The organism is Nonomuraea sp. NPDC003727 (assembly GCF_053586935.1).
The window spans coordinates 59,510-73,253 of record NZ_JBSFNE010000028.1 but is presented as its reverse complement, the minus strand read 5'-3'; the positions used below and the strand labels follow the sequence as shown (position 1 = coordinate 73,253).

At 71.0% G+C, this 13,744-nt stretch carries 14 protein-coding genes; 10 read left to right on the top strand and 4 right to left on the bottom strand.

The window, feature by feature from the left end; translation table 11 throughout:
• Window positions 1-66: 66 nt before the first annotated feature.
• The 6 genes from ACWDLG_RS40895 (at window position 67) to ACWDLG_RS40870 (ending at window position 4,614) form a co-directional block, all read left to right on the top strand.
• Complete coding sequence (locus tag ACWDLG_RS40895; protein ID WP_449930372.1) at window positions 67-585, top strand: DoxX family protein; 519 nt, start codon at window positions 67-69, stop codon at window positions 583-585.
• Complete coding sequence (locus ACWDLG_RS40890) at window positions 582-923, top strand: Rv1678 family membrane protein (protein WP_354915270.1); 342 nt, start codon at window positions 582-584, stop codon at window positions 921-923. The genes ACWDLG_RS40895 and ACWDLG_RS40890 overlap by 4 nt, the downstream gene beginning before the upstream one ends.
• Before the next feature lie 41 nt (window positions 924-964).
• On the top strand, window positions 965-2,083 hold the full coding sequence (fadE16, locus tag ACWDLG_RS40885) for an Rv1679 family acyl-CoA dehydrogenase (RefSeq protein WP_449930369.1): 1,119 nt from the start codon (window positions 965-967) through the stop codon (window positions 2,081-2,083).
• Window positions 2,083-2,874 carry an Rv1680 family SBP-like protein gene (locus tag ACWDLG_RS40880; protein ID WP_449930367.1) on the top strand — a complete coding sequence of 264 codons (792 nt, stop codon included), beginning with the start codon at window positions 2,083-2,085 and terminating at the stop codon, window positions 2,872-2,874. Before fadE16 ends, ACWDLG_RS40880 begins: the two co-directional genes overlap by 1 nt.
• A complete protein-coding gene (locus ACWDLG_RS40875) occupies window positions 2,868-3,842 on the top strand; it encodes an Rv1681 family radical SAM protein (RefSeq protein ID WP_449930365.1) in 975 nt (324 codons plus the stop codon). Before ACWDLG_RS40880 ends, ACWDLG_RS40875 begins: the two co-directional genes overlap by 7 nt.
• A gap of 103 nt (window positions 3,843-3,945) precedes the next feature.
• Window positions 3,946-4,614, top strand: a complete 669-nt coding sequence (locus ACWDLG_RS40870; RefSeq protein ID WP_354915282.1) for a hypothetical protein — start codon at window positions 3,946-3,948, stop codon at window positions 4,612-4,614.
• An 86-nt stretch (window positions 4,615-4,700) separates the two neighbouring features.
• On the opposite strand, the gene ACWDLG_RS40865 is transcribed toward ACWDLG_RS40870, so the two are convergent.
• The 3 genes from ACWDLG_RS40865 to ACWDLG_RS40855 form a co-directional block, all read right to left on the bottom strand.
• Window positions 4,701-7,607 carry a YbhB/YbcL family Raf kinase inhibitor-like protein gene (locus ACWDLG_RS40865; protein ID WP_449930363.1) on the bottom strand — a complete coding sequence of 969 codons (2,907 nt, stop codon included), beginning with the start codon at window positions 7,605-7,607 and terminating at the stop codon, window positions 4,701-4,703.
• 325 nt (window positions 7,608-7,932) lie between these two features.
• Window positions 7,933-9,273: an FAD-binding oxidoreductase gene (locus ACWDLG_RS40860; RefSeq protein WP_449930361.1), complete on the bottom strand. Its 1,341-nt coding sequence runs from the start codon at window positions 9,271-9,273 to the stop codon at window positions 7,933-7,935.
• 28 nt (window positions 9,274-9,301) lie between these two features.
• Window positions 9,302-9,778: a carboxymuconolactone decarboxylase family protein gene (locus ACWDLG_RS40855; protein ID WP_449930359.1), complete on the bottom strand. Its 477-nt coding sequence runs from the start codon at window positions 9,776-9,778 to the stop codon at window positions 9,302-9,304.
• A 255-nt stretch (window positions 9,779-10,033) separates the two neighbouring features.
• Here ACWDLG_RS40855 and ACWDLG_RS40850 point away from each other — a divergent pair, with 255 nt between their 5' ends.
• From ACWDLG_RS40850 to ACWDLG_RS40835, 4 genes are all read left to right on the top strand, one after another.
• A complete protein-coding gene (locus ACWDLG_RS40850; RefSeq protein WP_449930404.1) occupies window positions 10,034-10,918 on the top strand; it encodes an RNA polymerase sigma-70 factor in 885 nt (294 codons plus the stop codon).
• 422 nt (window positions 10,919-11,340) lie between these two features.
• A complete protein-coding gene (locus tag ACWDLG_RS40845; RefSeq protein WP_449930357.1) occupies window positions 11,341-12,366 on the top strand; it encodes an alcohol dehydrogenase catalytic domain-containing protein in 1,026 nt (341 codons plus the stop codon).
• A gap of 32 nt (window positions 12,367-12,398) precedes the next feature.
• Complete coding sequence (locus ACWDLG_RS40840; RefSeq protein WP_449930355.1) at window positions 12,399-12,521, top strand: hypothetical protein; 123 nt, start codon at window positions 12,399-12,401, stop codon at window positions 12,519-12,521.
• An 8-nt stretch (window positions 12,522-12,529) separates the two neighbouring features.
• Window positions 12,530-12,889 (top strand): hypothetical protein, encoded by a 360-nt coding sequence (locus ACWDLG_RS40835; protein ID WP_449930353.1) that lies wholly within the window; start codon window positions 12,530-12,532, stop codon window positions 12,887-12,889.
• A 43-nt stretch (window positions 12,890-12,932) separates the two neighbouring features.
• Here the strand turns inward: ACWDLG_RS40835 and ACWDLG_RS40830 are convergent, their stop codons facing one another.
• A complete protein-coding gene (locus tag ACWDLG_RS40830) occupies window positions 12,933-13,610 on the bottom strand; it encodes a response regulator (RefSeq protein WP_449930351.1) in 678 nt (225 codons plus the stop codon).
• Window positions 13,611-13,744: the final 134 nt, after the last annotated feature.

Sequence of the window (13,744 nt, the reverse complement as noted above, 5' to 3'; positions counted from 1 at the left end):
AGGTAGTTGGCCAGGGATATCGTCTGGGTACTGGATGAATGACATTCCGTAACCAGGGAGGCGCTGATGGTCGACGCCGTGACGCTGCCACGGGGCGGCCCCGCCATGATGGCCTTCGTCCGCGTGGCCGTCGCCTGCTTGTGGATCCAGAACTCGGGCTGGAAGACACCCGGTGACGACTTCGGCCGGATGGGGCGGCGGGGGCTGTACCTGTTCACCGGCTACGCGGTCGAACATCCGGTGTTCCCGCCGTTCACGTGGCTTGTCGAGCATGTCGTGCTGCCGAACTTCGTCATCTTCGGCTGGCTGACGCTGCTCGTCGAGACCTCGCTCGGGGCGTTCCTGCTCGCGGGGCTGGCGACGCGGCTGTGGGCCCTGATCGGGATCGGGCAGTCGCTCGCGATCACGTTCTCTGTGCTCTACGCGCCGCACGAGTGGCACTGGTCCTACTTCCTGATGATCCTGGCGCACGTGGCGCTGTTCGCCACCGCCGCGGGCCGGTTCTACGGTGCCGACGGGTTGCTGCGCCCCTCCTGGGAGAGATCGCCCAACCTGCCGGCCCGGTGGCTGGTGAGGTTCTCATGAGGGCCCCGGACCGGTTCGCGCTTGCCCTGGGCGTCGCCTCGGTGCTCAGCGCCGTGTTCGTCTTCGTGCACGGCGACCCGTGGCAGCTGGTCAAGATGACCGGCCAGGCGGTCCCGGTCGCCATCGTCCTCGGCGTCCTGGCCTGCCTGGCCGGAGCGCTCCGGCGTCCGCCGATGCAGACGACCGCCGGCGCGCTGTTCGTCCTGTCCGCCCTGCTGGTTCTCGCGGAGCTGGCCTTCGGGTTCTCGCTGACCGCGGGCAGCGCGTCCACGGCGAGCCTCTGGCTGGGGCTCGGCATCGGGCTGGTGTCGGCGGGCCGTACGCCGCGGGAGCCGTGAGGGCTCCTCGCACGCCCCGCCGTACCATGGGAAGGAGCGACATGGATCTTTCAGCCCGCCTCGAACCTGTCCTGGACATCGCACGGCAGTCGGCCAGGACGGTGGACGCCGACGGCGGCTTCCCGGTCCAGGCGGTTGACGCCGTGCGCCGTTCCGGCCTGCTGGGGTTGACCCTGCCGCCGCGGCGGGGCGGTCTCGGCGGCGGTCCCGAGGCGCTCGTGGAGGTGCTGAGCAGCCTCGCGGCCGTCTGCGGGTCCACGGCGATGGTCTATCTGATGCATGTGAGCGCGGCCATGGCGGTCGCCGCGGCACCGCCCAGCGGCCATCCCGCGCTGCTCGAGCGGCTCGCCTCGGACTGCCTGGCGACGCTGGCATTCAGCGAGGCAGGATCGCGCTCCCACTTCTGGGCACCGGTCTCGCAGGCCCGCCGTGAAGGGGACACGATCGCCGTGCGGGCCGCCAAGAGCTGGGTCACCTCGGCGGGTCATGCCCAGGTGTACGTGGTGTCCACCCTCGCCCCGGATGGCGAGGAGGGGGCGGTCGACCTCTACGCCGTCTTCGCCGAGAATCCCGGGGTCGAGGTCGCGGGCTCGTGGCGGGGGCTCGGCCTGCGCGGCAACGCGTCCTCTCCCATGCGCTTCGAGGTGCTCGCCGGCGACCACGAGCGGATCGGCGAGCCGGGCGGCGGCTTCCCCCTGATGCTCCAGTCGGTGATGCCGTGGTTCAACCTCGGCAACGCCGCCGTCTCGCTCGGCCTGGCGCAGGCCGCCGTGGACGCGGCCGTGGCGCACGCGAGCGGCGTCAGGTTCCAGCACACCGGCGAGGGCCTGGCGGACCTGCCGACCATCCGCGCGCAGCTGTCCCGCATCGCGCTCGACCTCGCGATGGCCCGCGCCTACGTGGAGAAGGCGGCCCGCAGCCTCGCCGCGCCCGACGACTCGACCATGCTGCACGTGCTCGGCGTCAAGGCGGCCGCCAACGACATGGCCCTGCGCGTCACCGACACGGCGATGCGGGTCTGCGGCGGCGCCGCCTTCTCCGAGCACCTTCAGCTCGAGCGGTTCTTCCGGGACGCCCGAGCCGGCCATGTCATGGCGCCGACCGCGGACGTCCTCTACGACTTCTACGGCAAGGCGATCACCGGACGGGAGCTGTTCTGATGCTGACGATCGGCGCGGTGGCCTACACACCCAACGTCGTGCCCATCTGGGAGGGCATCCGCGGCTACTTCGACGGCAGCGGCGCCGAGATGGACTTCGTGCTGTTCTCCAACTACGGCAGGCAGGTCGACTCCCTCCTGGCCGGCACCGTCGACATCGCCTGGAACACCAACCTGGCCTGGGTGCGAACCGTGCTCCAGACCGGCGGGAGCTGCCGCGCCCTGGCCATGCGCGACACCGACCTGACCTTCGCCAGCGTCCTGGTGGCGCGAGCGGGCAGCGGCCTCAGCGGTCTGGACGCCCTGCACCATCGCCGCATCGCGCTCGGATCCCGCGACTCCGCCCAGGCGGCGATCCTGCCCGTGCATTTCCTCACCCGCGCCGGCGTCACCGACGTCGAGTACCTCCGCATCGACGGCGATCTGGGCAAGCACGGTGACACCGGCCGCAGCGAGCTGGACGCGATCCGCGCGGTGCTCGACGACCAGGCCGACGCCGCCGCGATCGGCATCACCACCTGGGAGGCCATCGGCAAGGACGAGCTCATGCCGGACGCGCTCGAGGAGGTGTGGCGCTCCGAGCCGTACTGCCACTGCAACTTCACCACCCTCCTGCCGCCCGAGCGCACCGAGCCGTGGGTGGAGCACCTTCTCGCGATGGACTGGAACGATCCCACCCACCGGCCCATCCTCGAGATGGAGGGCCTGCGCCGGTGGGTGCGGCCCGAGCTGGACGGCTACGCCTCGCTGTTCGAGGCGGTGCGACGGCAGGGACTCTCGCCGACATGGTGATCCTCGACCTGGTCGAGCGGATGGGCGCGCTCCCCGTCGGGGCGACGGCCGAGGTCCCGCTCGGCGCCGGGGAGGCCGAGCTCGTCGAACGCTGGTGCGCCCGGACCGGGAACGAGCTCGTCGAGATCGGCCGGGGCGTGGCCGTGGTCCGGCGGGGCCGCCCGGCCGACCCCGTCGCCGACCTCCCGGCCGACCGGCGGCCGGGAGCCCGGCTCTGGCTCTACACGAACTTCGACTGCAACCTCGCCTGCGACTACTGCTGCTCGCGCTCCTCGCCACGGACCGCGCGCCGCGCGCTCGGCCTGGACCGGGTGCGCCGGATCATGGCGGAAGCCGAGGGGGTCACCGAGGTCTTCCTCACCGGCGGGGAGCCGTTCCTCCTGCCGGACCTGGACGAGATCGTGCGCGCCTGCACCGACCGGTTCCACACGACGCTGCTGACCAACGGGATGCTCTTCCGCGGCCACCGGCTCGACATGCTGCGTGCCATGCCGCGCGACCGGCTGGCGCTGCAGATCAGCCTCGACTCGCCCACCCCCGACCGGCACGACCGGCACCGCGGCAAGGGGAGCTGGAACCGCGCGATGGCGGGCATCAGGACCGCGCTCGACGAAGGGTTCCGCGTCCGCGTGGCGGCCACCATCGCGCCGGGGGAGGACGCCGATGCCGAAGCGTTCCACGCCTGTCTCGACGGGCTCGGCATCGCCGTCCAGGATCGGGTCGTCCGCCCGGTGGCCAGGCGCGGGTCCGCCGAGGAGGGAGTGGCCCTCACCGTGGAGACCCTCGTGCCCGAGGTGACGGTGACCGCCGAAGGCGTCTACTGGCATCCCGTCGGCGCCGACCACCTCGACCAGCTGGTCACTCGGGAGATCTTCCCGCTCTCCGCCGCGATCGAGGAGGTACGGCGCCGCTTCGCCGAGTACCGGCGTGGCGCGATGGAGGCGGCCGCGAGCTTCCCCTGCGCGTGAAGCGTCCTCGTCGCGGTGGTCGTTCTCGCCATCCGGCCCGCCGTCCTGGTTGGTGCGCGCTCCGCGCTGCCATGGAGAGGCGGCGGGTCGTAGACTGCGCGGCATGGGTGATCTTCCCGTTTACGATGTCGTGCTGCTGCCCCCGGCCGACGTCGCCGCGGCGGCCGTCCGGTTGAGCGAGCAGTGCGCGGAGGCGGCTCCCGCCGAGTTCGTCCTGGCCGAGGAGCGGGTGTATCCGCACCTGTCGCTGTTCATGGCCACCTTCGCACCTGAGCAGTGCGCGGCCGCCGTGCGGCTGCTGGGTGACATCAGCGCGCGGACGACGATGATCCCCTTGCGGGGTGATCACTTCGCGGGCAACGAGCACGGCATGTTCGAGCTGTTCTACGAGAAGACCGCGGCCGTCACCACGCTGCAGGAGGACATCCTGGCCACGGTGGCGCCGCTGCGCACGGGATGGCGGCGGCGCGATCCGGTCGGGCGCGTCCTGGCGGACTACCGGCGCACCGCTCCCGCGGCCGCCCGCGACAATCTCGAGCGGTACGGCTACGACGAGGTCGGCGCGCTGTTCCGCCCGCACATCACCCTGACCCGTTTCCAGAAGCCTGGTCAGGGAGTCGCGCCGGCGCTGCTGCCACCCGCGCGGTCGTTCACGGCGGCCTTCGACACGCTCGCGCTGTGCGTGATGGGCGAGCACGGCACCTGTACCGAGGTCGTCGCCCGCTTCGCCTTGGCCGGCGAGGCCGTCGGCCCGGCCCCAGCTCGCCCCTAGAGTGGAGACGGGATCTCTCCCGCCGGGATCGCGCGTCCCGTCCGATGTTTCCGGGGGCCTGGGCGCTCCAGGCCCCCGGAAACGGGTCAGCCGGTGGCGGCGTTGGAGTTGCCCGCCAGCTTGGTGGCGGCCAGGTCGTGCGCCAGGATCGCGGTCTCGACCGCGGCCACCGACGAGCTCTGCGTCACGCCCGGCAGGGTCGCGGTGTCCAGCGCGTACAGGGTGAACTCGTACTTGTGCGTGGAGCCGCCCGGGCACGGCCCGAAGTACTGCAGGGCCTTGTTGCCGCTGCTCATCGCCTTCTGCCTGGCCGGAGCCTGGCCGGGCACGTCGTAGCCGAGCCCGAGTCCCTCCGGCAGCGAGGCCTTGGCCGCCGGGATGTCCCAGATCGCCCAGTGCTTGCCGCCGTTGGCCGTGTCGATGAAGGTGATCGCGTAGCTCTTGGCCGTGGCCGGTCCGTTCGCCCAGGCCAGAGCGGGCGAGATGTCGTTGCCTGACACCCCGTCCTGCGCGCAGGTGTACCTCGCCGGGATGGTGCCGTTGTGCGCGAAGGCCGTGCTGGTCAGCGTGAACGGCGGGCCGGCGAACTTCAGCCTGACGATGTCGTTGTCGATGACGGTGGGTGTGCCGCCGTCCTTGTCGTTGTTGGTCGAGGTCAGCCACAGGCCGCCGTCGGGAGTCTTGACGACGGTGCGCAGCCTGCCCCACTGGCCGTTGAAGAAGGCGCGCGGGGTGTCGGTGGTGTTGCCGGTGATCTTCATGACCCACAGCCGCTGGCCGCGGACGGCCGCCATGTAGATCCAGTCGTTGACGATCTCCAGGCCGCTCGGCGAGGCCGACGAGACGCTCCACACCCTGACCGGGTTGACGTAGCGGGTGTCGCTGCAGGTGCCCTCGCAGGTCGGCCAGCCGTAGTTCTTGCCCGGCTGGATGAGGTTGAGCTCGTCCCAGGTGCCGTCGCCGAACTCCGACTCCCACAGCCTGCCCTGCGAGTCCCAGGCGATGCCCTGCGGGTTGCGGTGGCCGAGGCTGTAGACGCGCGGCGCGTTCGGGAACGGGTTACCGGGGGCGCCGGCGCCCGTGGGCGTCACGCGCAGGATCTTGCCGTTGAGCGAGTTCAGGTCCTGCGACCGGCTGCTGGTCTGCGCGTCTCCGGTGGTGATGTACAGCATGCCGTCCGGACCGAACTTGATCCGCCCGCCGTTGTGGAACTTGGCCTTGGAGATGCCGGTGACGATCGGCTCGCGCGGGCCGATGGAGCCGTTCTCGTACTTGAAGCGCACGACCCGGTTGTCACTGGCGGCCGTGTGGTAGGCGTAGACGTAGTGGTCGGTCGCGAAGGTCGGCGACAGCGCCAGGCCGAGCAGGCCGCCCTCGCCGACGGTGGTCACAGCTTCGGTGACCTTGCCGACGGTGGTCTTCTGCCCGGTGGCGGTCACCCTGACGACCTCGAAGCGGTCGCGCTCGGCGACCAGCGCGCTGCCGTCGGGCAGGAAGGCGACGCCCCAGGGCAGGTCGAGCTTGGCGACGTCGCGGTCGAAGAGCGGGTCGCCGCCGGTGGCCTGCGTGGAGGTCCGCACCATCAGCGCCGGGCTCCTGGCCGAGACGTTGCCGTTGGCGTCGAACGCCTCCACGGCGAAGGAGTACTCGGTGTTCTGCGTGAGCCCGTCCGCGGTGGCGGTCAGGTCGGGCACGGTGGCGAACTTGACGCCGCCACGGTAGACGTTGTAGCCGGTCACCTCGACGTTGTCGGTCGATGCGTCCCACGCCAGGGTGACGCTGGTGGCGCTGACGTTCGTGGAGCGCAGGTTCGCGGGCACGCCGGGCGCCTCGTGGTCGTCGCTCGGCGGCGTCGTGATCGACACGTTGCCGCTGGCCGGCGAGCCGTTGCCGGCGGCGTCGTAGGCCAGCACGCTCAGCACGTAGGTGGTGTTGGGCGTCAGGCCGGTGACCGTGGCGGTCGTCTGGTTGCCGCCGACGGTCTTGACCACGTTGCCGCCGTTGTAGATCACATAGCTGGAGACGCCCACGTTGTCGGTCGAGGCGTCCCACGCCAGGTCCACGGCGTTCGGCCGTACGTCGCCGACGACCCTGAGGTTGCCCGGCGCGGTGGGCGGCTGCCCGTCAGGCGGCACCGTGGCGGTGATGCGGTCCAGGTTGGGTCCGCCGTTCACCGTCGTGGCGGCGGCGCGGAGCTTGTTGGCGCCGGCGATCAGCGGGACGGTCACGGTCTTCTCCACCCACGTCGTCCAGGCGCCGGTGCCGGGGAAGCTGACGTTGGTGGCCGCCGCCCCGTTGACCGAGACGCCCATCGGCCGGTCGGCTGTGGTGCCGTTGGCGAAGCGGAACTTCACCTCGTAGTTGCCGGCCGTGGCGGCGTTGATCGTGAACTCCACGTGGGAGCCGACCACGTTGTCGTAGTTGACGAAGCCGGTCCCGGTGAAGCCGGCGTGGTTGGACTCCACCACGCCCTGGGAGATGGTCGCGTTCTCCGCCTGCAGCTCGGTGCTCGGCGCGGCCACCTCGACGTCGGCGAAGTCGAGGTTCGGGTTGCCGTTGGCCGTGGTGGCGGTGACACGGATCTTGTTGGTACCGGCGGTGAGGGGCGCGGTGAACGTGGCGGTGGTCCACGTGGTCCACGCGCCGGTGCCGGCGAAGACGTGCCCGGCCGAGATCACGCTGCCGTTGACCGCGATGTCGGCGGGCCGGTCGGCGGTGGTGCCGTTGGCGTAGCGGATGCCGATCGTGGCCTGGCCGGCCGTGGCGGCGTTGACGGTGAACTCGACGTGGCTGCCCGCCACGTTGTCGCCGTTGACGAAGCCGGCGCCGGAGAAGCCCGCGTGGTTGGACTCCACCACGCCCTGGGAGACGGTCGCGTCCTCGGCCTCGTACCGGGTAGGCGCGGCCTCGACGGGCACCGCCTGCAACGCGCTCACCAGTAATGCGGCCACGAGCGCGCCGGCCAACGCGCGCGCCCGGGAGAGAGATCGCATGGATCCTCCTAAGCGGGGGGTGATAGTTAAGAATATTTCCTAACTTGCGATTGATGGGATCATTCCCGACGAGGCCTGTCAAGCGAGATGACACATCCCGGGAGACCTCCCGCCACTGGCGTACCGGCCGATCACCGCGCAGCTCGCACGCCGGGCGCGGCACCCCGATGGAGCGCTTCGGAACCCCCCGGCTCCAGCCGGGGGGTTCCGTCTACGACGCGTCTTGACGATCGGCGGCGGTCGCCCGACCGCTTCCCGCATGCCGTGCGTCCCGTCGAGGAAGGGGTGCCGGCTCCTCCCTGCTGTCCGAACTCGTCCGCCGGGCCTACCGGGGTCGGACGTTGTGGTTGCCGGCGAACAGATTGCCGGGGTCGTACTGACGCTTGACCGCCGCGAGCCGCTCATAGGTCTGCGGTGGATAGATCGCGGCGACGTCCTCCTCGGTGGCGGAGGCGAGGAAGTTCGCGTAGGCGCCGTTGACGTGAGGCGCGAGTCTCTCCCAGATCGCTTCCAGAGCAGGACGAGCGGCCTCGACGACCGGCCGCGGACCCGCGGTGGTGGTCACGAACATCAACTCGGCTCGGCGATGCGCGTAGGCGGTGGCATCGTCCGGAATCCGGGACACCGCCCCGCCGACGCTGCGAACGGCGATCAACGGCGACCGCTCCGACGCCCCCACCTCAGCAAGGATCCGAAGGACCTCGGGCACCGATCCCCTGTCGACGAACGCGCTTCGGGTGAGCAGCTGGATGCCAGGCGGCGGGGTCGCGCCATCCACGAGCGTGTCCGCATAGGGTCTCAGCGCGACATCGTCGTCGATCACCGTGCCGAGCCGGCGGATCGGGTCGATCGCCCGCGCCGCGAGCCGCGGGTCATCGCCGTCGAAGGCGACCTGGATCTCGACCGGCGCTTCCGGCCCGCCGGCGAAGGGATTGGCGAAGACCACGATGGAGGTGAGCTCTTCGGGGGCGGTGCGGAGGTGGTCCGCCCACCCCTGGAGCACGCCGGCCGCCTCCGCCGCCGGGAAGGCGATCCTGCCGTAGAAGACGTCTGTCGTCGGGTGTGCCGCGAACTCGAAGGCGGTCACGATCCCGAAGTTGCCGCCGCCACCGCGAATCGCCCAGAACAGCTCCGGGTTGTCCTCGGCGCTCGCACGCACCACCTCTCCGGCGGCCGTGACCACCTCTGCGGCGACCACGTTGTCCAGGGCCAGGCCGTACTTCCTGACCTTCCAGCCGATGCCACCGGTCAGCGTCAGCCCACCGACACCGACGCTCTTGGTGTCGCCCGAGGAGATCGCCAGGCCGTGCGGGGCCAGGACGGCCGCGACCTGCCCCCAGGTGGCGCCGCCGCCGATCCGCACGAGGTGGCGCTCCTTGTCGATGATCTCGACGTCCGCGAGCTCGCCGAGGTCGAGCACGACGCCGCCGTCGTTGGTGCCGAAGCCCGGGAAGCCATGGCCGCCGCCTCGCACGGCGAGCACCAGCCCCGCGCCGGCAGCGAATCTGAGACCTGCTTGCACGTCACCGACGCTCTCGGGCCGCAGGACATAGGCCGGACTGCCCGAAGCCAGCACCGAGCGACGAGCCGATTCGTACTCCGCTCCGCCCGGTTCGATGATGTCGCCGCCGAAGTGACGGCGAAGGGTTTCAAGCGCTGAGCTCATGATGTTCCTTCCACACGGGAGAATCTCGTCATCCGAACTGGCCGGGCTGGTAGTCGCCGGCGGGCTGCTGGACGATGACGTTCAGGCGGTTGGCGGCGTTGATGAGGGCGATGATCGACACCAGCGCGGCGAGCTGCTCCTCGTCGTAGTGCTTGGCGGCGTTCGCCCAGACCTCGTCGGGGACGCCACCGGCCGCATCAGCGATGCGGGTGCCCTGCTCCGTCAGCTCCAGGGCGGCGCGCTCGGCGTCGGTGAACACCGTGGTCTCCCGCCAGGCCGCGACCAGGTTGATGCGCACCGAGCTCTCCCCTGCGTGCGCGAGGTCCTTGGTGTGCATGTCGGTGCAGAAGCCGCAGCCGTTGATCTGGCTGGCGCGGAGCATCACCAGGTCCCGAGTCGCGGCCGGCAGCGTCGAGCCATCGGTGATCACCTTGCTCGCCGAGGCGAAGTACCTCATGGACTTGGCCGCGAGCGGGCTGCTGAAGAGGTTCAAGCGAGGTTCCATGATGCGTCCCTTGCGTTGTTCGTGTTGTCGCGTGCTGCGCTGAACGAACACAAGATGCCGACGACCCGATCCTTGTGACAGCGCTGGTGTGTGGCGTGCGCCACAACCGGCGCCGCGGGCGGTACGGACCGGCTGCCGTCCCGGTGTCACAAAACGGCGGGACCCGGTGTCTGGTGGGTGACACAGTCGACAGCGAACAGGAGCCACACATTGGACGGCACGTCGCAGACCCCGCCCGAAGACCGCGGCGGGGGCATGAGCCAGGACGACAACCGGCGCTCCGCCACCGAGGCGTTCGTCGCCCACCGCAACCTGCTGTTCACCGTCGCCTACGAGCTGCTCGGCTCGGCCGCCGACGCCGAGGACGTCCTGCAGGAGACCTGGTTGCGATGGGCGGGCGTCGACCTCGGCACCGTACGGGATCAGCGTGCCTACCTGGTCCGCATCACCACCCGGCAGGCGCTGGGCCGGCTGCGTACGCTCGGCCGGCGCAAGGAGTCCTACGTCGGCCCCTGGCTGCCCGAGCCGCTGCTGACCGCGCCCGACGTGGCCGAGGACGTCGAGCTGGCCGACAGCGTCTCGATGGCGATGCTGCTGGTGCTGGAGACACTCACACCGACCGAGCGGGCGGTGTTCGTGCTGCGCGAGGTGTTCGATCTGGAGTACGACGAGATCGCCGAAGCCGTCGGCAAGAGCCAGGCCGCGGTGCGCCAGATCGCCCACCGGGCACGATCGCACGTCGCCGCGCGCCGGCCGCGCGGGGTCGTGTCCGCGGCCGAGACCCGCCAGGCGCTCGAGGCGTTCCAGCGGGCGATCGAAACCGGCGATCTGCAACGACTGCTCGACATCCTCGCGCCGGACGTCGTCCTCCTGGCCGACGGTGGCGGAGTCGTGCAGGCCGCGCCGGCGCCCGTCGTGGGGGCCGACCGGGTGGCCCACGTGCTGGGCAGGATCACCCCCACGGCGTCGCTGCGGCCGGCACAGGTCAACGGCTACCCGGCGCTGGTCCTCCGGCGCGACGGCGAGATCGACACCGTCATGGCGGTACGCATCGACGACGGCCTCATCACCGGGCTCTACGCCGTACGCAATCCCGAGAAGCTGTCGCGCATGGAGCGGGAGACCGCCCTGCACCGCTGAACCCGGCGACCCGCCCGACCGCACCGCCGACAGCGAAGGACGCAGGGTGGTCGCCTGGACTTCGGCGGCGAGGGGCGCGACTGTAGAAGGGAGCACTCCCCCCGGCACGACAGCAGCCCCGGCGGCACGCACAGGCCACCGGCACCGGACGGGAGGAGCCGAGCTCGTGGACATGAAGCTCGAGGTCGTGGTGGGGCCGGTCGCCGACGTGGACCGTGCCGAGGACTTCTCCCGGGCGCTCAGGTGCCGGGGCGCTGCCCCACGCGGGGACCGGAGCACGACGGGTGTCCAGCCCGGTTCCGGACCGCCAGAGCCACCCTTCTTCCGCCCCGTTCGGTGAGCCCGATGCGAACGGCAGGGTGACGGGTGCTCCTCCTGCCGGCGAAGGACAGCCGGCGAAGCCTCGAGAGAAAGGAGCCGGCATGGCTGCGACCACACACCGTTCCATGCAGGTCGCCGAGCCCGGCGGGGAGATGTCCCTGGTCCGGGTGGATACCCGGGAGCCGGGCCCGGGCCAGGTGCGGATCACCGTCGAGGCGTGCGGGGTGTGCCACTCCGACGCGTTGATCACCGGCGGACACCTCCCGGGCACCACCTTCCCTGTCACGCCAGGACACGAGATCGCCGGACGTATCGACGCGGTCGGCGGCGACGTCACCGGCTGGTCCGTCGGTGACCGGGTGGCGGTCGGCTGGTACGGAGGCAGCTGCGGCCACTGCGACGCCTGCAGGGAGGGCGACGGCGTCCTGTGCCCCGAGCTCCAGGTGCCGGGTGCCGCGTACGCCGGAGGGTTCGCCGACTCGGTCGTGGTGCCGGCCGTCGCCCTGGCCGCGGTCCCGGACGAGCTGACGGCGGTGGAGGCCGCGCCCCTGGCCTGCGCCGGCGTGACCGTGTACAACGCGCTGCGCCGCAGCAGCGCGCGTCCCGGCGACACCGTCGCGGTCCTCGGCCTGGGCGGCCTGGGGCACCTGGGCGTGCAGTTCGCCGCGAGGATGGGCTTCAACACCGTCGCGATGGCCCGCGGTCCCGACAAGGCGTCGCTGGCTCACAAGCTCGGCGCGTCCCGCTACATCGACAGCGCCACCGAGCAGACCGCCGACGCGCTGCAGACGTACGGGGGAGCCAAGGTGGTGCTGGCGACGGTGACCAACGCCGCGGCGATGTCCGCGACGGTCGACGGGATGGGGCGCCGTGGTGAGCTCATCATCGTCGGCGTCGACATGGAGCCGCTGGACATCACGCCCCTGCAGCTCGTCAGCGGGGCCAGGCGGGTGTACGGCCACGCTTCGGGCATCGCGGTCGACACCCAGGACACCATGAGGTTCGCGACCCAGAGCGGCGTCCGGGCCTGGACCGAGGAGGTCCCGCTGGAGGAGGCCGGCGCGGCGGTCCAGAAGATGATGTCCGGTCAGGCCCGCTTCCGCATGGTCCTGACCACCGGTAACTGAATATCTCGTGTGCGGGACGCCTGGCCCTTCCCGTGGCGGCCCCACCGGTCCGGGCCGGCGACGAGGGCTTCGTCGTGCCGGCCGATCCCGAGGACAACCAGCTCTGCCTGCTCGACCGACGGCATCCCGAAGGATGCCTGGTGGGATCGCTGTAGGGGGAATCATGAACAGAATCGTCGTCGCCGGGCTCGGGGTGGTGGCCGTCCTCGGCCTGTCCGCGGGCTCAGCCCAGGGCGGGATCGGCCCCGTGCATGAGGTGAGCGAGCAGCAGTACGAGATCCTGATCAATCAGTGCCGGTACGCGGACACGCCGGATGCGCGGGCCGAGTGCCGCTCGGAGGTCAGGCGGACCTATCGCATCGGGCGAGCCGACCCGACGCTGGACTGCCGCACGTATTCCGGGGTGAGCGTGTGCGGCGAGCTGAGACTGAGCCCCTCCGAACGCGCGTGCGTGAAGGACTCGGTCGCGAAGGGTCTCCCCTTCCGCCGCGCCGAGGTCGAGTGCTACGCCTGGAAGCCTTGACGCAGGCACCTCGACGAGGAGGACACAGGCCGGCGACATCCGGCTAGGGACGGTCGTGCTCTCCGGGGCGGACGAGGCCGCTTTCGTAGGCGAAGACCACCGCCTGGACGCGGGTGGCCAGGTTGAGCTTCATGAGGATCCGGGACAGGTGGGTTTTGACCGTCGCCTCGCCCAGGTACAGCCGGGCCGCGATCTGGGTGTTCGTCAGGCCCTGTGCCAGCATCCTCAGCACGTCCGTCTCCCTGCTGGTGAGCGAGTCCAGCTCGGCTGTCCGGCTCGTCGTGCGGGTGGGCTCCGGCTGACCGGCGAAGGCGGCGATCACCCGCAGGGTCACCGCCGGGTGCAGCAGTCCCCCGCCGGCCGCGACCGTCCGGACCGCCTCGACCAGTTGCTCGGGTGGGGCGATCTTGAGCAGGAAGCCGCTGACCCCGGCGCGCAGGGCGGCGGCGACGTGCTCGTCCTCGTCGAACGTGGTGAGCACGATGACCTTGCTGTCCGGGTGATCCCGTACGAGCCGCCGTGACGCCTCCAGCCCGTCCATCCTGGACATGCGCACGTCCATCAGCACGACGTCCGGCCGGGTGCGCGCGACCAGGTCGAGGGCCTCGACACCGTCGGAGGCCTCGCCGACGACCTCGATGTCCGGCTCGCCGCTCAGCACCATGCGCAGGCCCACGCGGACCATCACCTCGTCGTCGACGAGCGCTACCGAGATCGTCATGATGTCGCTCCTCGGACGTCCGGCAGCCGGGTCATCGTCATGGCCACCGATCGTAACCATCCGCGGCATCGGCCGACTCCGCCGGATGGCGGACCCTGCCGGCCTGCCGGGTCCGCCGAACAGCGGACCCGCCC